Source organism: Leisingera caerulea DSM 24564 (assembly GCF_000473325.1).
Classification (GTDB): domain Bacteria; phylum Pseudomonadota; class Alphaproteobacteria; order Rhodobacterales; family Rhodobacteraceae; genus Leisingera; species Leisingera caerulea.
On the sequence record NZ_KI421513.1, the window covers coordinates 2,393,152 to 2,413,186 of the forward strand.

At 64.0% G+C, this 20,035-nt stretch carries 16 protein-coding genes and 1 tRNA gene; 10 read left to right on the forward strand and 7 right to left on the reverse strand.

The window, feature by feature from the left end; all coding sequences use genetic code 11:
• Positions 1-45: 45 nt before the first annotated feature.
• Complete coding sequence (gene carA / locus CAER_RS0118765) at positions 46-1,206, reverse strand: glutamine-hydrolyzing carbamoyl-phosphate synthase small subunit (RefSeq protein WP_027236809.1); 1,161 nt, start codon at positions 1,204-1,206, stop codon at positions 46-48.
• Positions 1,207-1,388: 182 nt separating this feature from the next.
• Here carA and CAER_RS0118770 point away from each other — a divergent pair, with 182 nt between their 5' ends.
• Positions 1,389-1,862, forward strand: a complete 474-nt coding sequence (locus tag CAER_RS0118770; protein ID WP_027236810.1) for a GatB/YqeY domain-containing protein — start codon at positions 1,389-1,391, stop codon at positions 1,860-1,862.
• 106 nt (positions 1,863-1,968) lie between these two features.
• Here the strand turns inward: CAER_RS0118770 and CAER_RS0118775 are convergent, their stop codons facing one another.
• Both CAER_RS0118775 and ctaD read right to left on the reverse strand, forming a co-directional pair.
• Positions 1,969-2,451 (reverse strand): DUF2244 domain-containing protein, encoded by a 483-nt coding sequence (locus CAER_RS0118775; RefSeq protein ID WP_027236811.1) that lies wholly within the window; start codon positions 2,449-2,451, stop codon positions 1,969-1,971.
• Positions 2,452-2,600: 149 nt separating this feature from the next.
• The gene (ctaD, locus tag CAER_RS0118780) at positions 2,601-4,274 is read right to left on the reverse strand and encodes a cytochrome c oxidase subunit I (RefSeq protein WP_027236812.1); all 1,674 of its coding nucleotides are present in this window, start codon (positions 4,272-4,274) and stop codon (positions 2,601-2,603) included.
• Positions 4,275-4,507: 233 nt separating this feature from the next.
• Between ctaD and CAER_RS0118785 the strand changes: the two genes are divergently transcribed.
• Both CAER_RS0118785 and CAER_RS0118790 read left to right on the forward strand, forming a co-directional pair.
• Positions 4,508-4,933, forward strand: a complete 426-nt coding sequence (locus CAER_RS0118785) for an HIT family protein (RefSeq protein WP_027236813.1) — start codon at positions 4,508-4,510, stop codon at positions 4,931-4,933.
• Between the two features lie 371 nt (positions 4,934-5,304).
• Positions 5,305-6,990 carry an alpha/beta hydrolase gene (locus CAER_RS0118790; protein ID WP_027236814.1) on the forward strand — a complete coding sequence of 562 codons (1,686 nt, stop codon included), beginning with the start codon at positions 5,305-5,307 and terminating at the stop codon, positions 6,988-6,990.
• Here CAER_RS0118790 and lipB read toward each other — a convergent pair.
• Positions 6,987-7,637, reverse strand: coding sequence for a lipoyl(octanoyl) transferase LipB (lipB, locus tag CAER_RS0118795; protein WP_027236815.1), 651 nt, complete (start codon positions 7,635-7,637; stop codon positions 6,987-6,989). The genes CAER_RS0118790 and lipB overlap by 4 nt on opposite strands.
• A gap of 129 nt (positions 7,638-7,766) precedes the next feature.
• Here lipB and CAER_RS0118800 point away from each other — a divergent pair, with 129 nt between their 5' ends.
• From CAER_RS0118800 to CAER_RS0118830, 7 genes are all read left to right on the forward strand, one after another.
• A complete protein-coding gene (locus CAER_RS0118800) occupies positions 7,767-9,380 on the forward strand; it encodes a peptidoglycan-binding domain-containing protein (RefSeq protein ID WP_027236816.1) in 1,614 nt (537 codons plus the stop codon).
• Between the two features lie 309 nt (positions 9,381-9,689).
• A tRNA-Leu gene (locus CAER_RS0118805) sits at positions 9,690-9,776 on the forward strand.
• 202 nt (positions 9,777-9,978) lie between these two features.
• Complete coding sequence (locus tag CAER_RS0118810; protein ID WP_027236817.1) at positions 9,979-12,255, forward strand: glycosyltransferase family 2 protein; 2,277 nt, start codon at positions 9,979-9,981, stop codon at positions 12,253-12,255.
• Between the two features lie 111 nt (positions 12,256-12,366).
• Complete coding sequence (locus CAER_RS0118815; protein WP_027236818.1) at positions 12,367-13,935, forward strand: class I SAM-dependent methyltransferase; 1,569 nt, start codon at positions 12,367-12,369, stop codon at positions 13,933-13,935.
• A gap of 141 nt (positions 13,936-14,076) precedes the next feature.
• Positions 14,077-15,450, forward strand: coding sequence for a hypothetical protein (locus CAER_RS0118820; RefSeq protein WP_027236819.1), 1,374 nt, complete (start codon positions 14,077-14,079; stop codon positions 15,448-15,450).
• A gap of 68 nt (positions 15,451-15,518) precedes the next feature.
• The gene (locus tag CAER_RS0118825) at positions 15,519-16,421 is read left to right on the forward strand and encodes a hypothetical protein (RefSeq protein WP_027236820.1); all 903 of its coding nucleotides are present in this window, start codon (positions 15,519-15,521) and stop codon (positions 16,419-16,421) included.
• A gap of 168 nt (positions 16,422-16,589) precedes the next feature.
• Positions 16,590-17,282, forward strand: a complete 693-nt coding sequence (locus CAER_RS0118830; protein ID WP_027236821.1) for a GntR family transcriptional regulator — start codon at positions 16,590-16,592, stop codon at positions 17,280-17,282.
• Between the two features lie 126 nt (positions 17,283-17,408).
• Here CAER_RS0118830 and CAER_RS0118835 read toward each other — a convergent pair whose 3' ends face one another.
• The 3 genes from CAER_RS0118835 to CAER_RS0118845 are packed head-to-tail and all read right to left on the reverse strand — an operon-like array spanning position 17,409 to position 20,008.
• Positions 17,409-18,341, reverse strand: coding sequence for an AEC family transporter (locus CAER_RS0118835; RefSeq protein ID WP_027236822.1), 933 nt, complete (start codon positions 18,339-18,341; stop codon positions 17,409-17,411).
• A gap of 48 nt (positions 18,342-18,389) precedes the next feature.
• Positions 18,390-19,187 carry an MBL fold metallo-hydrolase gene (locus tag CAER_RS0118840; RefSeq protein ID WP_027236823.1) on the reverse strand — a complete coding sequence of 266 codons (798 nt, stop codon included), beginning with the start codon at positions 19,185-19,187 and terminating at the stop codon, positions 18,390-18,392.
• Positions 19,187-20,008, reverse strand: a complete 822-nt coding sequence (locus CAER_RS0118845) for a TatD family hydrolase (protein ID WP_027236824.1) — start codon at positions 20,006-20,008, stop codon at positions 19,187-19,189. The genes CAER_RS0118840 and CAER_RS0118845 overlap by 1 nt, the downstream gene beginning before the upstream one ends.
• Between the last annotated feature and the right edge of the window lie 27 nt (positions 20,009-20,035).

The following is a 20,035-nucleotide window of genomic DNA, read 5'->3' on the forward strand; positions in this document are numbered from 1 at the left end:
ACGCGGCGTTAACCATGCCGCCGGGCGGCATGGTTAACAGCTTTTTTACGCAGATTTGCGCTCGGCCATGGCCTCGGCAAAGCGTTCGAACAGGTAGAAGCTGTCCTGCGGGCCGGGGCTGGCCTCGGGGTGGTGCTGCACCGAATAGACCGGACGGCCGGAAATGCGGATGCCGCAGTTGGAGCCGTCGAACAGCGACACATGGGTCTCCTCGACGCCCTCGGGCAGGGTCTGCGCGTCCACCGCAAAGCCGTGGTTCATAGAGGTGATCTCCACTTTGCCGGTGGAATGCTCCTTGACCGGGTGGTTGGCGCCGTGGTGGCCGTGGTTCATCTTGACGGTCTTGGCGCCCAGTGCCAGCGCCAGCATCTGGTGGCCGAGGCAGATGCCGAAGACCGGCAGGTCGGCTTTCAGAACGTCCTGGATCATCGGCACCGCGTATTCGCCGGTGGCGGCCGGGTCGCCCGGGCCGTTGGACAGGAACACGCCGTCAGGATTGTGGGCCAGCACCTCTTCCGCCGTGGCGGTGGCGGGCAGCACGGTCACGTCGCAGCCGGCCGAGGCCAGGCAGCGCAGGATGTTGCGCTTGGCACCATAGTCGATCGCCACGACCTTGTGCGCGGGCTCTTCCTGGCGGGCATAGCCGTCGGGCCAGGCCCAGCGCATCTCATCCCAGCGGTAGCTTTGCGCGCAGGTCACATCCTTGGCCAGGTCCAGGCCCACCAGGCCGGACCACTCACGCGCCTTGGCGACCAGCGCCTCGATGTCGAAGTTGCCCTCCGGGTCGTGGGCAAGGGCCACATGCGGCGCGCCTTGCTGGCGGATCGCGCGGGTCAGGCGGCGGGTGTCGACGCCGCCGATGGCGATGCGGCCGGTGCGGGTCAGCCAGCCCTTCAGCTCTTCGGTGGCGCGCCAGTTCGACGCCAGCGTCGGGTCCCATTTCACCACCATGCCGGCGGCGACGGGATCTGCGGTTTCGTCATCCTCCGGCGTCACGCCGGTGTTGCCGATATGGGGGAAGGTGAAGGTGACGATCTGGCCCGCATAGGAGGGATCGGTCATGATCTCCTGGTAGCCGGTCATCGCGGTGTTGAAGCAGAGCTCTGCCACGGTTTCGCCGGTGGCGCCGAAACCGGTGCCGTAAAAGACGGTGCCATCAGCGAGCGCCAGGCATGCGGTGGGCTTGGACGGGGCAGAAGCGGCCATTGCGCGAGTCTCCATGCGGGTGAAATTCATGGGCTTGTAAGGGGGGCGCGGCAGCGGGTCAAGCCTGCAAGGAGCGGGCAGGCTGACGCGGGGTCGGGAATAGAAGATTTACTGTAAACTTGCACAGCAGCGGCAGAATGGATAACCATCGGTGTCCGGCAACCATGGGGATGCTTTTGAATATGGATACGCACACCCGGGTCAATCAGGCCCTGAAGCAAGCGATGAAAGACAAGGCGGCAGAGCGGCTGTGTACGCTGCGGCTGATCAATGCTGCGATCAAGGACCGGGAAATCGCCGCCCGCGCCGACGGCGAGGAGGGTGGCATCGGCGAAGAGGAAATCCTGGCCATCCTGGGCAAGATGACCAAGCAGCGCAAGGAAAGCGCCCGCGCCTATGAGGAAGGCGGGCGGCTGGATCTGGCAGAGCGGGAACTGGGCGAGATCGCCGTTATCGAGGAATTTCTGCCGCAGCAGTTGAGCGACGAGGAAGCCGAGGACGCGGTGAAGGCCGCGGTTGCTGAAACCGGCGCCGAATCGATTCGCGACATGGGTAAGGTGATGGCCGCGCTGAAGTCGAAATACACCGGCCAGATGGATTTCGGCAAAGCCGGGCCGATGGTCAAGGACCAGCTCTGCAGCAAGGGCGGCTGCTGATTTGCCGCAACCTGGCTGAGACCGCGCTGGCGCGGTGCCCGCGGCGCGAGTATCTGACCAAAGAAGAAGAGATAAGGCCCGCATTGCGGGCCTTGTTCGTGTCTGCCTAGTCAGACAAGGCGGATTTGAGGTCGCCGTAAAGCGCGACCCGCTCCTCCTCTGACAGAAAGGCGCCGATCTCCACCTCACGGCCGCAGCCCTGCAGAGTGACATAATGCGGCACCGGACCGTCGTGGTCGTGCATCTCCACCCGTGCCCAATAGCGGTTGCAGTGCCAGCTTTGCCGCCTGCCGTCCGGGTTGATCCGCTCCAGATGCGCGTCTTCCGGGCCGATGGTCAGCACCTCCAAAATCTGGTGGTCGCGGCGGCTGCGGTCCAGCGCCCATTTAAGGCCGAACAGGGTAAGCAGCAGGAACGGCAGCAGCCCCCACAGCAGGACGGAGCCCAGCACCGGGATCAGCGGCACGCAGATCAGCGCCGCGGTGAGGCCCAGGAACCGTGCATAGCCCTGCGGCGGCAAAGACTGATGCGGCCAGAGGTGCAGCTCACGCTCGGCGCCGGGTTGCGGTCGGGTCCAGTTGTAGGGCATCGGTTCGCGCCTGCTGAAATGGGTGTCTTTCTTAATGATGTAGCTGAAAGACTGGATTTCCACTGCCTTGATACCGCAGGCGGGCGTCACGAAAAAGGCCCCGGAGCAGATGCGCCGGGGCCTTTTCCAATGTCAGTGTCTGAGGCCGCTTAATGCGAATGCGAGCGGTCCCAGTCTTCCTGCTTGGGCAGGATTTCGAAGGTGTGCTCCGGCGGCGGGGAGGGCAGGGTCCACTCCAGGGTGTCCGCGTATTCGTTCCAGTAGTTGTTCTGGGTGACGCGGGCGCCGCGCAGCAGCGAATAGATCACCACGCCGAAGAACAGCAGGAACGAGGCAAAGGACAGGAACGCGCCATAGGACGAGATCTTGTTCCAGTAGGCGAACCCTTCCGGGTAGTCGATATACCGGCGCGGCATGCCCTGACGGCCCAGGAAGTGCTGCGGGAAGAAGGTCAGGTTGGCGCCGATGAAGAACATCCAGAAGTGGATCTGAGCGCCCAGCTCGTTGTACTGGCGGCCGGTCATCTTGCCGAAGTAGAAGTAGACGCCTGCGAAGATCGCAAACACGGCACCCAGGCTCATCACGTAATGGAAGTGAGCCACGACGTAGTAGGTGTCGTGATAGGCGCGGTCGACGGAGGCCTGCGACAGCACCACGCCGGTCACACCGCCGACGGTGAACAGGAACAGGAAGCCGAAGGCGAACATCATCGGTGCCTTGAACTCGATGGAGCCGCCCCACATGGTGGCGATCCAGGAGAACACTTTCACTCCGGTCGGAACCGCGATGACCATCGTGGCGAGCATGAAGTAAGCCTGCTGGTTCAGCGACATGCCGACGGTGTACATGTGGTGCGCCCACACGACAAAGCCCAGCACGCCGATGGCGATGATCGCCCAGACCATCGGCAGGTAGCCGAACACCGGCTTGCGCGCGAAGGTGGCGATGACGTGGGAGATGATGCCGAAGCCGGGCAGGATCACGATGTACACTTCCGGGTGGCCGAAGAACCACAGGATGTGCTGGTACAGGATCGGATCGCCGCCGCCGGCCGCATCAAAGAAGGTGAAGCCGAAGTTGCGGTCCATCAGCAGCATGGTGATGGCGCCGGCCAGCACCGGCAGCGACAGCAGGATCAGCCAGGAGGTGACGAAGATCGACCAGGAGAACAGCGGCACCTTGAACAGGGTCATGCCGGGGGCGCGCATGTTCAGGAAGGTGGTGATCATGTTGATCGCACCCAGGATCGAGGACGCGCCGGAGACGTGCACGGCGAAGATCGCCAGGTCCATCGAGTAGCCGCCTTCGTTCACGGACAGCGGCGGGTACAGAACCCAGCCCACGCCGGAACCCAGCTGGTCATTGCCGCCCGGGGAGACAACCGAGAGCACCGCCAGAGAGGTGCCTGCGACATACATCCAGAAGCTGAGGTTGTTCATCCGCGGGAACGCCATGTCCGGCGCGCCGATCTGCAGCGGCATGAAGTAGTTGCCGAAACCGCCGAACAGGGCCGGGATCACCACGAAGAACATCATCAGGATGCCGTGGGCGGTGATCATCACGTTCCAGAGGTGGCCGTTCGGGGTACATTCCGCGGAGGCGTCGGCAAACATGCGCGCACCCTCCAGGCACATGTACTGAACGCCGGGGTCCATCAGTTCCAGCCGCATGTAAACGGTGAAGATGACGGAGATGAGACCTGCGATCGCCGAAACGATCAGGTAAAGAATGCCGATATCCTTATGGTTCGTGCTCATGAACCAGCGGGTGAAGAAACTCCGCTCGTCCTCGTGGCCGTGACCATGAATGGCTGCGTCTGCCATTTAGGTGCCTCCTGCTGCATAACGAAAGGCCCCCGGAGACGGACTCCGGGCGGCCTGGATTCCTTGGAGTATTAGAATGGCCCGCCGTGGCCTTCAATGGCGGAGTTTGATCTGGATCAAGATTTATTGCCGCAGGGCCTTGAAACCGCAGGCTGTGTTTCGGACCGGCGGCGCTTGACCTGGCGTTCGGGCGCGCGCACAACCGGGGAAAGACATAGAAGGAGGCCAGGCGCATGCCCGATTATGATCCCGACAACATTTTTGCCAAGCTCCTGCGCGGCGAGATCCCCTCGACCCGTGTCTATGAGGACGACGACACGCTGGCCTTCATGGATATCATGCCGCGCGCGGACGGGCATCTCCTGGTGATTCCGAAAACGGCCTGCCGCAACCTGCTGGATGCCAGCCCGGAGCAGATGGCGGCTGTGATGCGGACAGTGCAGAAGCTGTCCCATGCGGTGATCAAGGCCTTTGGTGCCGATGGCGTGACCGTTCAGCAGTTCAACGAGGCGGCCGGCGGGCAGGAAGTGTTTCACCTGCACATGCATGTGCTGCCGCGCAAGGAGGGCGACCGGCTGCGGCCGCCGGGGCAGATGGGCGATATGGATCAGATTCAGGCCCAGGCGGAAAAAATTCGCGCGGCCCTTGGGCAGGACTGAAGGCTGCCGCCTATCCAGCGCCTTTGGGACGCCGCCGGTTCAGGCGGCGTTTTTCACTGTGAATTAGTGCGTGAAACCCTCCGCGGCTTCGGGCATTTGAATTAAATGTTGAATTTCAGTTGAATTTGATCATAGCTGTTTCTCAAATTGGTTGTAAGTCAGAGAGGGCGCACGCGCCCAAGCGTATGGGGTCCCAAGAATTGGGGTGGTCCGGCACCGGTTGCCTGCTGTGTCAGAGGGGCAAATGCCGGGTTTTCATTATTGACAGGCTGACTGCCTGAAACGTGCGGGCCGCTGCGCCTGCACGCAGGCCTATGCTTGCGGCGCGCGCGGTCTCTTTGGCCCGGAAAAAGCAGTATTGGAGGGGCGCAGTGACGCTCTTGTACCGCGCGCAGGCCATGTCCCAGGAGCAGGTCGCCGCCGCAATTTACGAGACCATGATCCGGCCGGAGCAGTTCGACCGGTTTTTCTCCGGGCTGCCGGCAGCAGGCGAGGCTGCCGCGGGCGCCGGGGCGCCGCAGCGTCCGCGGGGGGCGCCGGTGCTGCGGGCGCATTTTGCCCGCGCGGCGCAAATCCAGGAACAGCAATGGGAGCAGGCCGGGCGGCCGCATCCTGGCGGGTATTCAGAGGCCTGCAACCGGTTCTGGATGCTGGCCGGGACCGGGTCCGGCAGCAGGCTGCTCAATGCCTCGCAGCGGGCGGCGCGGCAATTGATAGGCTGCAGTGATCTTGCTTCGGCCATGGGGCTGACGCCGGCGGCTGCAGACCGGTGGCACACCTTCCTGGAGCAGGTGCGCCAGGGTGCGTTTTCGTGGCAGGACGTTCTGGTGCTGGGCACCCGCCGCCCCGGAGAGCGGTTCCTGTGCCGCCCGGTCCGGCTGGACACTGCTGGCGGCGCGGCCGTGGCGGTGATGGCGGAGCGTCTGGATTGGGAATGGCACGGCGAGGCCGCGGGCCAGGTTGCTACAGCCTTTGGCCTGCGGAAAGCTGACCTCAAGCGTTTCAAAGCAGTGCTAAGCGGTCCCGGCGGCAAGGTTTCGGACGGGCTGCAGCAGGCTGCCGCCCGGGCCGGAGCGCCGGGCACGGCAGAGCTGATCCGGCTGGCCGCCTTTCTGATGACCGAGCACGTCCGGGATCTGAAAATTGCGCGCGGAGAGCTGCTGCCGCCCGCGGAGGACGTCCAGGACAGCAGCGGGCAGCGCTGCCAGTATTTCCGGCTGGGGGCGGAAACCGGCCAGCCGGTGATCTTCGTGCACGGGCTGCTGGACGGTATTGCCCCGCTGCAGCGGCTGCAGCCGCAGCTGCGGATGCTTGGGTTCCGGGTCTATGCGCCGATGCGGGCCGGCTACGGTGGCTCGGCGCCGCTGCCGCGCGGGCAGGATCCGGCGGATGCCTTTGTGCGGCAGCTGGAGGCGCTGATGCGCCGCGAAAACCTGCAGCGTCCAGTACTGCTGAGCCATCGCGGTGGCGCGCTGTACGGCTGCCGCGCCGCCAACCGCCTGCACCGGCGGATCGCCGGGCTGGTGGCGGTGGCGCCGAATTGCTCCATCACCTCGACGCGGCAGTTTTCCGGGCTGCGGGGGTATGCCTGGCTTGTCGCCGCCTGCGCCGCGCGGGCCGGCTGGCTGCTGCCGGTGCTGATGAAGGGCTGGTCCGCGGCGTTGCGCTGGTACGGTCCCAAGGCCCTGCTGCGGTTTCAGACCGCCCGCGGCAGCCGCGAACGGGCCTTGCTGCATAAAATGGAGCTGCTGCAGCTGCTGCAGCAGAGCCAGGCGCTGTTCCTGCAGCAGGGCGGGGCCGGGTTTCTGACGGATGTGCAGATGATGCGGCGCGGCGTTCAGAAGCTGCCGCTGCCGCGCGAAACGCGGGCGGTTTTCCTGCACGGCGGCGAGGATCACGTGGCGCCGCTGCGTGATGTGCGGGATGCGCTGAACGGGCTTGGCGGCGCGCAGCTGTGCGTCAGCCAAGAGGCGGGCGCGCTGGTGTTCTACACCTTTCCGGAACTGGTTCTAACCGCTCTGCAGGACTGCGCCGCAGCTGCACCGGACGCCGCCTAGCCTCCGAACACCTGCGCAAAGCTGCGTTTGAGGGCGACATCCACATCCGCCAGGGTGACCGGCAGCCCCAGGTCGACCAGGCTGGTGACTCCGTATTCGGTGATGCCGCAGGGCACGATGCCGGAGAAATGCTCCAGTTCCGGCTCCACGTTGATTGAGATGCCGTGAAAGCTTACCCATTTGCGCAGACGGATGCCGATGGCCGCGATCTTGTCCTCTGCCATGCCGCCCGAGATAGTGCGCGGCTTGTCCGGGCGCTCGACCCAGACGCCGACCCGGCCGTCGCGGATATGGCCTTTGATATTGAACTCATCAAGCGCGGCAATCACCCAGCTTTCCAGCTGCTCCACGAACCGGCGCACGTCGTGGCCGCGCTGGCCGACGTTCAGCATCACATAGACCACCCGCTGCCCCGGCCCGTGATAGGTGTACTGTCCGCCGCGCTTGCTGTCATAGACCGGGAACCGGTCCGGATCAGTCAGGTCCTCGCGCCTGGCCGAGGTGCCGGCAGTGTAAAGCGGCGGGTGTTCAACCAGCCAGATGCACTCTTCCGCTGATCCCGCAGCAATCGCCGCGGCGCGCTCTTCCATGAACGCAACCGCTTGATCATATTCGACAAGACCGTCTGCTGTGATCCACTCAACCATGGCCGAAACTGTCCTTTTCCATCCGTGCGCAGGGAGCAGGCCGGCAATTCGGCCGGAAAACCCCTAGGTACAGGCGCTGCCTGTGGAGTATCCTGATTCCGTAACGAGTATCCATAGGGGGCGAGTATCATGTTTACCAAGCCGCTCAAGCCGGCCTTGGCGGCCGCATTTCTGGCAACCTCGGCCACAGGCCCGGCCATCGCGGACGAATTGGGCGCCGCAATTGTCGGGGGCGTCATTGGCGGCGTTATCGTCAATGAAATTCACAAGAACAAGCAGCGCCAGCGCAGCACCACCCGGACCTACCGCCGGGCGCCGGCCTATTCCGCCGCGCGGACTGAAAACCGCGAGACCCAGACGGCGCTCAACTATTTCGGCTTCAATGCCGGTTCCGCTGACGGGGTTCTGGGCCGCCGGTCGCGTGCGGCCATCACTCAGTATCAGATCCACATGGGTTATCCGGCGACCGGCCATCTGGCCCCGTATGAGCGCAACTTTCTTGTCAGTTCCTACAACCGCGCGCAGATCGGCGGCCCGCAGGTGATCAAGGCGATGCAGGGCCCGCAGGGCGTGCGCGGCCTGCTGCACAGCTGGCGCGATGAGGCGGCAGGCCTGCGCACCGCCGGCAGCAGCTACGGCGGCAATACCTATGGCGGGCTGCCGCCGGAAGTCAGCCATGCGGTGGACGAGGTCGCCGCCAGCTCCGAACCTTCGGGCGAGCAGCTGTTGCAGCGCACCGGCTTCATGCAGCTGGCAGACCTGAACGGCGACGGCCGCAACGATTATGTGCTGGACACCTCGGTCTCCGGCAGCTCGTTCTGGTGCGGTGCCTCCAACTGTTCGGTTATGGTGTTTGCCTCTACTCCGCAGGGGTACCAGCGCAACGACTTCCTGGCGCGCGGCGTGACGCCGGCCAGTTTTGCCTGCCACCAGGGCACCTGCCGCATGCTGGATGCCGCCGGCGAAGCCCCGGTGCAGGCCGCGCAGGAGACCCGCAGCACAGTAACCGCCGCTGCCGCACAGCCCAGCGCGTCGCTGGGCGGTATCACCCTTTTCGATCAGCCCAAGGAAAGCGCTTCGCTGACCAGCTACTGCAGCAAGGTGAGCCTGCTGACCAGTTCCAACGGCGGCTTCATGACGGCAGAAAACATGACCGACCCGGAACTGGCGCTGGGCGAGCAGTTCTGTCTGGCCCGGACCTATGCCATTAACGCTGGCGAGACCCAGGCCGGCAAGGTCAAGGGTGTGACGCAAGCGCAGATCGACAGCCAGTGCGATGCCTTCGGCCCGGCAGTGCAGCCGTTCCTGGCCAAGCTTGGCACCGCGGGCAGCGGCGAAGTGATGGGCGATGTGCAGAAGTTCGTGCTGCAGTCCGGCATGTCTCTGGAGCAGCTGGCCAATACCGCCGGGATCTGCCTGTTCTCCGGCTACCGCCGCGATGACATGGAAGTGGCGCTGGGCGCGGCATTGATCCTGACAGGCATCGGCAAGCGCCCCTATGCGGAGCTGATCGGCCATCACCTGGCGCTGGGCTTCGGCGCGCCGAACGCGGCCGAAAAGGCGCAGGAGTGGTACAGCATGGCGGTAATCTCGCTGGAAAGCGGCACCGCGCCGGTGTTTGCCCCCGGCCAGCCCGGGCGCCCGGAGCTGATCAAGGCGGCCTCGGTCAAGCTGGCGGGCGGCCGGGTGCAGCCGGTGCAGGCCTCCGGCGGCGCGGCGCTGCCTTCCTTCTCCTCTGATTGAGGATGGGAGGGCCTTGCCTGCGTAAGGCAAATTGCCGGCAGCTGTGCCCCTGGTGATTCATAGCCAGTTGCCGGCCTTATATGGCCTCTGTCCGGGGAAGGCGGGCTTGCGCCGCCAGAGAATTGCGCAGGCCAACCGGCCAGCGGCGGGGCCTCGCTAAAGCGCAAAAGCGGCCCTACTATATGCCTGTTTTCCAGCACTTAGGCGGGGCGCACGGCGGCGGCGAACATTCTGCCGCGAAAAGGCGATTTTCGTCTTCACATCGCTTCCGCGCTGGTCTATACGCCCCTACACCAAGCCTAAGACAGTGCGGTCGTGGCGGAATTGGTAGACGCGCAGCGTTGAGGTCGCTGTTCCTTAACCGGAGTGGAAGTTCGAGTCTTCTCGACCGCACCAACTTTTCCCAAATTTCAATCTGAATGCGCAGCGCATTGCGGCGCGGCGCCTTGCTGTTCTGTTGCGGGAATATCAGCTGCCGACGGCATTGCAGTCAGGCAGCAGCGTTTCCCGGTTCCGGCACACCGGATGGCCGGTTATAAGGTCACTTGCCCCGGGCGCGGCTTCCGGGGCCAAGAACGCCATAACGTGAAACAGCAGTATGCCCAGTCCAGCAAACGGGAAACGCGACAGCAGGATCCTTGAGCGTGAGCTTTACGCGCTGTCCCTGGGGCAGGCTGTTTTGCTGGATGCGGTGGAAATGCCGGGCGGTAATGGCCGCCTTGCCCGCCTGTTCTTTAAGTCCGGCACCACGCGGGAAGGGCTTTATACAGCGTCTCTGTCCAGCAAGACGATCCTGCACAACTTTGGAGGCGCGCCTGTTTTGGATGCGGAGATCAAGGCGGAGCGCAGCGCGCTTGAGGTCTGCGTTGATGGCACGCTGTTCGACATCAGCCTGCATCCGGATGAGACGGAGCTGTTCGCGGGCTTGAACGTGCTGGCCGCGGTGCGCAATGGCGAAACGCTCCAGACGGCGGTGGAATGGCTGCGGTTTCACACCGCGCAGCATGGCCTGCAAGGGGCGGTCATCCTTGACCGGGCGCCGCCGCAGGAGAGCCGGCAGTTCATTCAGGCCCTTCGGGAGCAGGCCGCCGGCATCAATGGGCTGGAGCGGGTTGTCGTGGTGCATTCCAAACTGCCCTTGGGCAAGGACAGCCTGCCGGAGGAGGCGCATCCCTTCAACGTGCCGGGCGCGCCGGGCAAGGACCGGATGGAAATCCCGCCCGCAGATCCCTGGAACGCGCCGCTGGGCGAAATCCTGATCTATGAAATCCTGCGCGCCCGGTTTCTGGCGCGGGCGCGCGCCGTGGCCAACATCGACTTGTTCGATCTGCTGGCACCCGGCGATGGTCCAAATGTCTTTGACCGCGCGGTGGAGGCCCCGTCCGGCTGTCTGCGTCTCGGCGGGGTGCAGGCCTATCCCTGGCGGGTGCGCAAAGGGAGCGAGGCGTCCTTTGCGGATCACATCTGCACCCAATTCGACGCCACCGGCCTGCGCCCGCGCTGGTGCCTGGCCCCGGCAAATGCCGGAGCGGACGGCATCTGGCGCCTGATCCGGGTCGTGGGGGCAGAGCCTGACCCGGCGGATGATCTGCGGTTCTACCGCTGCATGGCCTTGCGCCATCCAACCGATACCGTCTCAAAGATCGTGCCGAAAACCAGCCTGGTGGAAACGCCGGAGCTGCTGGAGCTGGCCACTGGATATTTCGGCGCAAAACCCGTGCGCATCCCCGAGGAGCAGGCCATCCGGCGCAGCGGCGGCAAGCCCAAGACCGCCATCGTCACCACAATGAAGAACGAAGGCCCCTTCATCCTGGAATGGCTGGCCTATCACCGGGTGATCGGAGTGGATGATTTCCTCGTCTACACCAACGACTGCACCGACGGCACTGATACCATGCTGCAGATGCTGCAGGAGAAAGGCCTGGTGCAGCACCGCGAAAACCCGTTCCGGGGGTCCGGTCTGAAACCGCAGCACGCGGCGCTGCAGGCGGCGGAAGACGAACCGGTCATCAAAAACGCCGACTGGCTGGTCTGCATGGATGTGGATGAGTTCATCAACATCAAATGCGGGGAAGGGCGGCTGGCCGACCTGTTTGAGGCAGTGGGCGATGCCAACATGATCTCGATGACCTGGCGGCTGTTCGGCAATAACGACGTGCGCGACTTCACCGGCGATCTGGTCCTGCGCGATTTCACCCGCTGTGCCTTTGAGGTGACCCGCAAGCCGCATCAGGCCTGGGGCTTCAAGACGCTGTTCCGCAACACTGGCATTTTCAAGAAGCTGGGGGTGCACCGGCCCAAGGGGCTGAAGCCGCAGTTGTGGGAGGACATCCGCTGGGTCAACGGCTCCGGCCGGGACATGCCGCGGGAGATGTTCCGCAACGGCTGGCGGTCGTCGATGAGCACCTATGGCTATGATCTGGTGCAGCTGAATCATTACGCCGTTCGCAGCGCCGAAAGCTTCCTGGTCAAGCGCGACCGCGGCCGGGTGAACCATGTGGACCGCGACCAGGGTCTGTCCTACTGGTTCCGGATGAACAACAACGCCGAGGATGAGCGCTCGATCCAGCGGATGATCCCGGCGCTGGAGGCGGAGATGGCGCGGCTGCTGGCAGACCCGGACATCGCCGCGGCGCATGAGTTTTCCCGCCGCAAGCACCGCGAAAAAATCGAGGAGCTGAAGACCCGCGGCGACATGCTGGAGCTGTTCAATCAGCTGACAGGGGACAAGCTGCGCAAGCTATCACGGATGCATGCCCATTTCGGCGCCAATGTGTTTCTCAGCGGTCCCGGCGTGATCCCGGACGGGATTGCCGAGAAGGATCCGGACAGCGACTTCTGGTTCACGGTGGCGCGCGGAGAAACCACACATTAAGCCTGCCGAAGCCCGGCAGATTGACAGGCCTTCCGGCAGCAGGGTAATTTTCGTTAACGATAAGGCGCGGTTACAATGCCAATGCGCCGGGTTTGATGAGGGGCAGGTATCATGGCACTTCCGGCCATTGCGTCACTTTGGGTGGGCGCTGAGCTCAGCTGGCTGGAACAGCTCTGCCTGCAGTCCTTCCTGGACAATGGGCATGATTTCATCCTGTTCACATATGACGAGGTAAAAGGCGTGCCGGATGGCGTGCAGATTGCGGACGCCAACGAAATCCTGCCCGCTGAGCGCATCATCCGCCACGCCAAGACCGGCAGCCCGGCCTATCACGCCGACGTCTTCCGGCTGCATATGCTGCGCCAGACAGATTACATCTGGGCCGATACCGATGCCTATTGCTGCCAGCCCTGGGACATCAAGGGCAAGCATTTCCACGGCTGGATCTCCGACAATAAGCCGATGGTGAACAATGGCGTGCTGCGGCTGCCCAAGACCTCCAGGGCGCTGAAGGCAATGCTGCAGTTCACCAGCGGCGAATATCCCATCCCGCCCTGGTACAGCCCGCAGAAACAGGCCGAGCTGCAGGCGCTCAAGGACGCCGGGCAGGGGGTTCACGTGTCGCTGTTGCCGTGGGGCGTCTGGGGGCCGGATGCGCTGACCTGGTTCCTGCAGGAAACCGGCGAGATCTCGCACTCCCGCCCGGGCCACGTGATCTATCCGGTGCCGTTCAAGCGGGCGGGCGTGGTGCTGAACCCGAACCGCCCGAACCAGGCGCGCGGCCATATCCGCAGCGATACCCTGTCGATCCATTTCTGGGGCCGCCGCTTCCGCAATATCGCTGCCAAATACGGTGGCGTGCCGGCCGAAGGGTGTTATGTCCACGAACTGCTGGCCAAGCACCGGATTGATGCGGAGAAAACCCGCCACCTGCTGCAGCCCGCTCCCGAGCCGGACGAGGCCGGGACCGATGCGATGGACCCCGCCAGCTTGGACTTTTCAATGTTCAGCGACAGCGATGTCGCCAACATTCTGTTGCAGCGCTCCGAACTTGCCCGCTCCGGTCAGACCATCAGGGATTGGCTGGCAGGCGACGAGGCGCTTTTGCTGTCGGAAGCCCAGGCACAGAGGGACCATATCCTGCAGGAGGCGATCCGGATCGCCGAGCGGGAATGCAATTTCTTTTTTGCCGCCACCGATGCCATCGCGCCCGCGCGGGCCGCTGACATCGGCTGCGGCTATGCGTTTGCCAGCCTTCTGCTGCATCGCCGCTACGGCTGTGAAATCGTGCTGATCGACATCGAGGAGGGCAATGGCCGCCATTTCGGCTTTCAGGGCGAGGGGGCAGGCTATACCAGCCTGAAGACCGCCCGCGCGTTCCTTGAGATGAACGGCGTGCCGCCGGAGAAGATCACCACCATCAACCCCAAGACCCAGGACCCTGCAACGATGGGCAGTTTTGACCTGGTCATCAGCCTGGCATCCTGTGGGTTTCATTATCCTGTCGGCACTTATGAGGATTTGTTCCGCAATCAGATCAGCAAGGGTGGCGGTATTGTGCTGGATATCCGCAAAGGGTCCGGCGGCATCGCTGCGATGAAAAGCTTTGGTGCCGTCGATGTGCTGGCAAAGCACGGCAAGTACTCCACGGTCCTGACCCGCGCCGGGCAGAAGGCGTGAGCAGTAACCGGATCCTTAACTCTTTTCGGGTATGGCGGGAGACTAAGAGACCAACAGGTCCCGGTACTGGCGCCGCCCCGCAGCGGGCACGTGCCAGGCGGGTCAGGGGACGGCAGGCCCATAGGGGACAGCAGGCGGCGAATGTTTGGTGAAGACTTTGATTTCAAGGACGTTCTGCCGGCGCTGGACGTAGACGATGTGCACACCGTTGCCGACATCAACGGCCAGGCCCCCGAACTGTGCATCCTGCTGCATCAGCGTTATGGCTGCCGGATTGATTTTGTCAGTCTCGACCGCAAGGGTGCCCCCCAGGCGCCGGATGAGGCTGTGTTTCAGGACTGGCTGGCGCGGCTCAAACAGGCTGGGGTTGACCAGGACTTGATCCGGGTTGCGGACACGCAGCGCGGGCTGGGCAGGAGTGACGTGATCCTGGCGCTGAACGGTTTCGGCGCCCGCCGCAAGATCCGGAATTTCAAACCGCTGCTGGACCGCGCGCTGCACCCGCTCAGCCGTCTGGTGATCGAGATCCGCAAGGGCTCGGGCAGCTACCCGTTCCTCAAGGCTTACGGCAGCTGCAACACACTGCTGCCGCCAGAGGCGGGCAGGAACGGCCTGGCTGTGCTCTCCGCCGAACCGCAGGAGGTGCCGCCGCCCTCGCGCGAGTGGTCCCGGGTGGCCCGCCAGCTGGCCGGAAAGGAGGGTTTCTTTGACGAGCTGGAGGAGCATTCCTTCCTGTTCATGCCGCGCGGCGGGACGCTGGTGGTGACCTTCGACAACCTTGATATCGCGATGACAAAACGCGATGACCGGCGGCCTTGGGGCTTCAGCTTCATCGAGGCGCAGGGCTGGTCGATGCTGGGTGTGATGGCCAACGGCTGGACCTGGTTCCGCCACCAGGAGGTCAGCCGAAAGTTCGAGGCGCTGCGCGACAGCGGTTTCTTCGAGCAGTTCAGCAGGGTGGTGTTCTACGGCGCTTCGATGGGCGGCTATGCGGCGGCGGCCTATGCTGCTGCGGCGCCAGGGTCCACGGTGTTTGCTATCAGCCCGCAATCCACCCTCGACAAGACGCTGGTGCCCTGGGAGATGCGATACAAAAAGGTCTGGGACCGGGATTTCTCCGGCCCCTTCGGCGACGCCGCGCAAGCCAGCCAGGCAGCAGGCGAGGTGCATATCATGTTCGACCCCTATGTGGCGCCGGACGCGGCCCATGCCGCCCGGTTCACCGGGGCAAATGTCAGGTTGTGGCGCTGTCCGCTGCTGGGGCACCGGCTGGGCTCTTCGCTGCAGCAGATGGGCATCCTGCAGGAGATTGCCCGCGGCGCCATAGCAGGCGAGCTGACGCCGCACCGGTTCCACCGCCTGCTGCGCAAGCGGCACAGCTTTCCCCGCTTCCAGCGGGAGCTGGCAAACCTGGCGCTGGACCGCGGCCATCCCCGGCTTGCGCAGCGGGTTTGCGACTATATTCTGCGCCAGCGGGACGACCGGTTCTTTCGCCGGTTGAAGGCGCGGCTGTAATCCGCACAAGCAGCGGTGCAGCGGGCCGCCGCCGCGGAAAGGACACCCGGCATCAGCCGGATAAGACAATGAACCAGACAGACAGCACCATGCGGGACATCACCCTTGCCTTTCACATCGGGGCCCCCAACACCGACAACGGCCAGCTGACCTGGTCGCTGCGCAAGGATGCGCAGCCGCTGCTGGATCGCGGCGTCATGATACGCCGCCCGGGCACCTATATGTCCGCCGTCACCAACCTGGTGCAAAAGCAGGACAAAGAGCCCGTGACGAACCAGGAGCGCGAGGCGCTTCTGGCGTCCATCGTCAAGGATCAGGAGGTGTCCCGCCTCATTCTGACCAATTCGGGCTTTCTGGGGGTGCCGGGCTGGATGCTCAGCGGCGGCCGGCTGTTCCGCAACGCAGGCAAGAACACCGCCGCCCTGCGGCACGCCTTTCCCGGCAACCCGTGCGAATTTTTCCTTGGGCTGCGCGATCCGGCAACGCTGATCGGACCGGTGTTCCGGTCCCAAACCGGCAGGACGTGGAAGCAGTTTGCCGGGCGTGCGGATTTTCTGAACCTGCGCTGGTCCGATGTTGTTGCGGACATCCAGGCGCACAACCCGGGCTGCCGCATAACTGTCTGGTGCAATGAGGAAACACCGGTGATCTGGCCCAGCATCCTGGGCCATGTGACCGGGCTGGGCGACAGTTTCCGCTTCAGCGGCGGGCTGGACATCACCCGCGGCATCATTTCGGAGCAGGGGTACGAGCGGCTGGAGGCCTATCTTGCCAGCCGGCCCGGCCTGTCCGAGAACCAGCGCGAGCGGGTGCAGGAGCTGTTTCTGACCTACTTCCATTCCGAGGAGGCGGTGGAGGAGGAAATCGACCTGCCAGGCTGGTCGCAGGCGCTGGTGGATGCGATGGGAGATGCCTACCTGTCCGATACCGAGCTGATCCGCCGGATGCCCGGGGTCACCTTTCTGTCCTAAGGCCCGGACTGCCCCAGCTTGGTGAATTGAAACGGGGTGCCTGCGCGGGTGCCGTCACGGGCGGTCCGGCTTGAGTCCTGCTGCAACTGTATGCAGCTTCGAACTCAATCTTGCACGGGGCCGGCCGCTGCCGTACTCTGCACGGCGGAATAAACGTACGGCGGGAACATGGCCAAACGCGAAAGCAATGTGGACCGGGTGTATGAGGCCCTGCGCCGGATGGCGGCGGATTTTGCCTTCAAGCCGGACCAGCGGATCAATGAAAGCGCGCTCTCAGAAGTGCTGGGCGCCAGCCGCACTCCGCTGCGCGAGGCGCTGAACCGGCTGGTGGCCGAGGGGTTCCTCACCTTCCAGAACAACCGCGGTTTCTTCTGCCGGCCGCTGACGCCCAGTTATATCGTGGACCTTTACGAGGCCCGGGTGGCGGTGGAGTGCGAGGCCGCGCGGCTGGCCTGCACCCGGGCATCAGATGAGGACATCGCAGCGCTGGCGGACTATCTCAACCGGATGGAGCCGGAGTATCAAAGCGCTACCGACCCGGAGGCGCTTCTGGCGATGGACGAAAGCTTTCATGCCAGCCTGGCGCAGCTTTCGGGCAACAGCGAGCTGCAGCGCATCCTCAATAACCTCAATGGCCGCATCCGCTATATCCGGCTCATTGACCTCAAGCGGATGCGCGACCGGGCCGGGGGCAAGGCGCCGGGGGACACCTCAGCGCACCGGCAGATCGTCGAGGGTATCGCCGCCCGCGACGCGCAGGCTGCGGCGGCGGCCATGCGGAGCCATATCGAAAAACGGCGGGAGGAGGCGACGGAGGCCGTCCGCATCGCGTTTTCGCAGCTTTATGTGCCGGACGAGTAAGGGCAGCGCTGGGCGGGTCTGTTGCAGATGCCGGAAATTCCTTAATGAAATCTGAAGGATAAGGTCAGGCTTTCTGTCCAGATGTTTCGCGCGCGAAACATTGCGGCAGAGGTGCTGACCTTTCTGTCAGCTCAGCAAAAGCAGCCAGAACCAGACCGTCAGGATGCTCGCCCCCGTGGCAATCAGCACCGAAGAGGCCGCCACCCGCTTGGCCCGCCCGTACATATTGGCAAAGATATATCCGTTGAACCCGGTCGCCATCGCCGCATTCAGCACGCCAGAGCGGAACAGATCCTGCGGCAGTGCCAGCGCTGTCCCCAAGGTCCAGACAATCGCGGGGTGGATCATCAGCGAGGTGAAGCAGACAAACAGGATCGCCCGCATATCGCCCTCGGGGCGGTATTTGACCAGCACGCCGCCCAAGGCAAACAGCGCGCCGGGCAGGGCGGCGCGAATGATCAGCGACAGCGCTTCATCCACCACCAGCGGAATGGCCAGCCCCGACAGGTTCACTGCAAATCCCAGCGTGATCCCCAGGATCAGAACATTGCGGAACATCGCATTCAGCACTGAGACCGCGGTCCTGATCCCGCCTGCACCTCGGTTGCGCACAAATTCCATCGCGGTGATGCCCACGCCGTAACAGAACGGCGAATGAAAGGCGATGATCGCGTAGTTGCCGGTCAGGTTGTCCGGTCCGAACGCCCGCTCGGTGATCGGCAGGCCCAGCAGGACAGAGTTGGAGAACAAGCAGCAGAACCCGATCGCAATGCAGTCTTCCCAGTCCCGTTTGAACAGGATCCGGGCACCAAAGACGCCAATCAGAAAGCAGGTGAAGGCGCCGGTATAGAAACTCGCCAGCAGCCGCGGATCGAACCCGGCGGAGAGGTCCAGTTCCGCCATCGCCTTGAACAGCAGGCAGGGAATGGCAAAGCCCTGGGCAAACTTCATCACCCCTTCGATGTGGTCCTGGCTCAGCACGCCCCTGGCGGTGGCCGCATAACCCGCGCCGACAACCAGAAACACCGGCAGGATGACGTCAATCAGGCTTTGAAACACGCTGCTTCCTCAAATCCCTCAAAAGAAAAAGGGCGCCGCCAGCGCCCCTCAGACCTCCATCCGGATCACCATCCCGTCATAGGCAGGAGTGATGTGGTCCGGGGTCTCGGCCTCGACCGTGGCGTAATCCATGTCGATATGCATGTTGGTGATGATGCCGCGCTTGGGCGCCATCTTTTCGAACCATTCCAGCGCTTCCTGATAGCTGAAGTGGGTCGGGTGCGGGGTGCGGCGCAGGCCGTCCAGGATCCAGATATCCAGCCCCTCCAGCTCCGGCAGGGCGCCATCGGGGATTTCGGACACATCCGGCAGATAGGCCAGTCCGCCGATGCGGAACCCCAGCGCGTCGATGGAGCCATGGCTGACCTCGAACGGGCGGAACGTGATGCCGCCGCCGGGCCCGTCGATGGTGAACGGGCCGCCGATCGTCTGCAGCTCCAGGATCGGCGGATAGGGGGAGTTGTCGGGCTGCGCAAAGGCATAGCCGAAGCGGTTCAGCAGGTCGTTCTGTGTCGCCCCGTCGGCATAGACCGGGATGCGCTGGCGCATATTGAAGTAGACCATGCGCAGATCGTCGATCCCGTGCAGGTGGTCGGCATGGGAGTGGGTGTAAACCACCGCATCCAGGCGGCTTACCTCTGCATCCAGCAGCTGGCTGCGCATGTCCGGCGTGGTGTCGATCAGCACAGACGTGGTTCCATCCGGCCCGTCGCGCTCCACCAGCATCGAACAGCGGCGGCGGCGGTTCTTCGGGTTCTCCGGGTCGCAGTCGCCCCAATGGCCGCCAATCCGCGGCACCCCGCCCGACGACCCCGAGCCGAGGATGGTGAAGCGCATCTCCGCCATCAGGCCGCGGCCTCATACTGGGCGGCTTTCCAGAACAGCCGGTCGAAATTCGCCTGCGTCTGTGCGGCAAAGTCGGCGTAGTCCAGGCCGAACACCTCTGCGCCCACCTTGGCGGTAAAGGCGGTATAGGCGGGTTCATTGCGCTTGCCGCGGTAGGGCGGCGGCGCCAGATAGGGGGCGTCGGTCTCCACCAGAATGCGCTCTACCGGGGCGGCGGCAAAGATATCGCGCAGCTCCTGGCTTTTGGGGAAGGCAGCAATGCCGGACATCGACAGGTAGAACCCCAGGTCCAGCGCAGCCCTGGCCAGTTCAGCGGAGGAGGAAAAGCAGTGCATCACGCAAGTGTATGCGCCGTTCTTCATTTCTTCGCTCAGGATGCGCGCCATGTCGTCATCCGCCGCGCGCGCGTGGATGATCAGCGGCAGTTCGGTGTCGCGGGCAGCAGCGATATGGGTGCGCAGGGACTGCTGCTGCACTTCGGCGCTGTCGGCAGTGTAGTGGTAGTCCAGCCCGGTCTCGCCGATGCCGACAAATTTCGGGTGCTTTGCCAGCGCCACCAGCTCATCCACCGAGACCAGCGGTTCGTCGGCGGCGCTCATCGGGTGGGTGCCTGCGGCATAGAACACCGGTGCGTGTGCTTCGGCGATGGCACGCACGGAGGGTTCGTTCTTCATCTTGGTGCAGATTGTCACCATCCGGGTCACGCCGGCCTCTGCCGCGCTGGCAATCACCTCATCCAGCCGCCCCTCAAAATCGGGGAAGTCCAGGTGGCAATGGCTGTCGGTGATCTGAGGGGGGGTCTGTGGGGTGGTCTCGGTCATGAATCCTCTGGCGCCACATATGCCGCG

What these genes read in the sequence shown, in the direction of transcription:
- carA (WP_027236809.1), bottom strand. Translation starts at nt 1,206, where the DNA reads ATGGCCGCTTCTGCCCCGTCCAAGCCCACCGCATGCCTGGCGCTCGCT.
- CAER_RS0118770 (WP_027236810.1), top strand. Translation starts at nt 1,389, where the DNA reads ATGGATACGCACACCCGGGTCAATCAGGCCCTGAAGCAAGCGATGAAA.
- CAER_RS0118775 (WP_027236811.1), bottom strand. Translation starts at nt 2,451, where the DNA reads ATGCCCTACAACTGGACCCGACCGCAACCCGGCGCCGAGCGTGAGCTG.
- ctaD (WP_027236812.1), bottom strand. Translation starts at nt 4,274, where the DNA reads ATGGCAGACGCAGCCATTCATGGTCACGGCCACGAGGACGAGCGGAGT.
- CAER_RS0118785 (WP_027236813.1), top strand. Translation starts at nt 4,508, where the DNA reads ATGCCCGATTATGATCCCGACAACATTTTTGCCAAGCTCCTGCGCGGC.
- lipB (WP_027236815.1), bottom strand. Translation starts at nt 7,637, where the DNA reads ATGGTTGAGTGGATCACAGCAGACGGTCTTGTCGAATATGATCAAGCG.
- CAER_RS0118800 (WP_027236816.1), top strand. Translation starts at nt 7,767, where the DNA reads ATGTTTACCAAGCCGCTCAAGCCGGCCTTGGCGGCCGCATTTCTGGCA.
- CAER_RS0118810 (WP_027236817.1), top strand. Translation starts at nt 9,979, where the DNA reads ATGCCCAGTCCAGCAAACGGGAAACGCGACAGCAGGATCCTTGAGCGT.
- CAER_RS0118815 (WP_027236818.1), top strand. Translation starts at nt 12,367, where the DNA reads ATGGCACTTCCGGCCATTGCGTCACTTTGGGTGGGCGCTGAGCTCAGC.
- CAER_RS0118820 (WP_027236819.1), top strand. Translation starts at nt 14,077, where the DNA reads ATGTTTGGTGAAGACTTTGATTTCAAGGACGTTCTGCCGGCGCTGGAC.
- CAER_RS0118825 (WP_027236820.1), top strand. Translation starts at nt 15,519, where the DNA reads ATGAACCAGACAGACAGCACCATGCGGGACATCACCCTTGCCTTTCAC.
- CAER_RS0118830 (WP_027236821.1), top strand. Translation starts at nt 16,590, where the DNA reads ATGGCCAAACGCGAAAGCAATGTGGACCGGGTGTATGAGGCCCTGCGC.
- CAER_RS0118840 (WP_027236823.1), bottom strand. Translation starts at nt 19,187, where the DNA reads ATGGCGGAGATGCGCTTCACCATCCTCGGCTCGGGGTCGTCGGGCGGG.
- CAER_RS0118845 (WP_027236824.1), bottom strand. Translation starts at nt 20,008, where the DNA reads ATGACCGAGACCACCCCACAGACCCCCCCTCAGATCACCGACAGCCAT.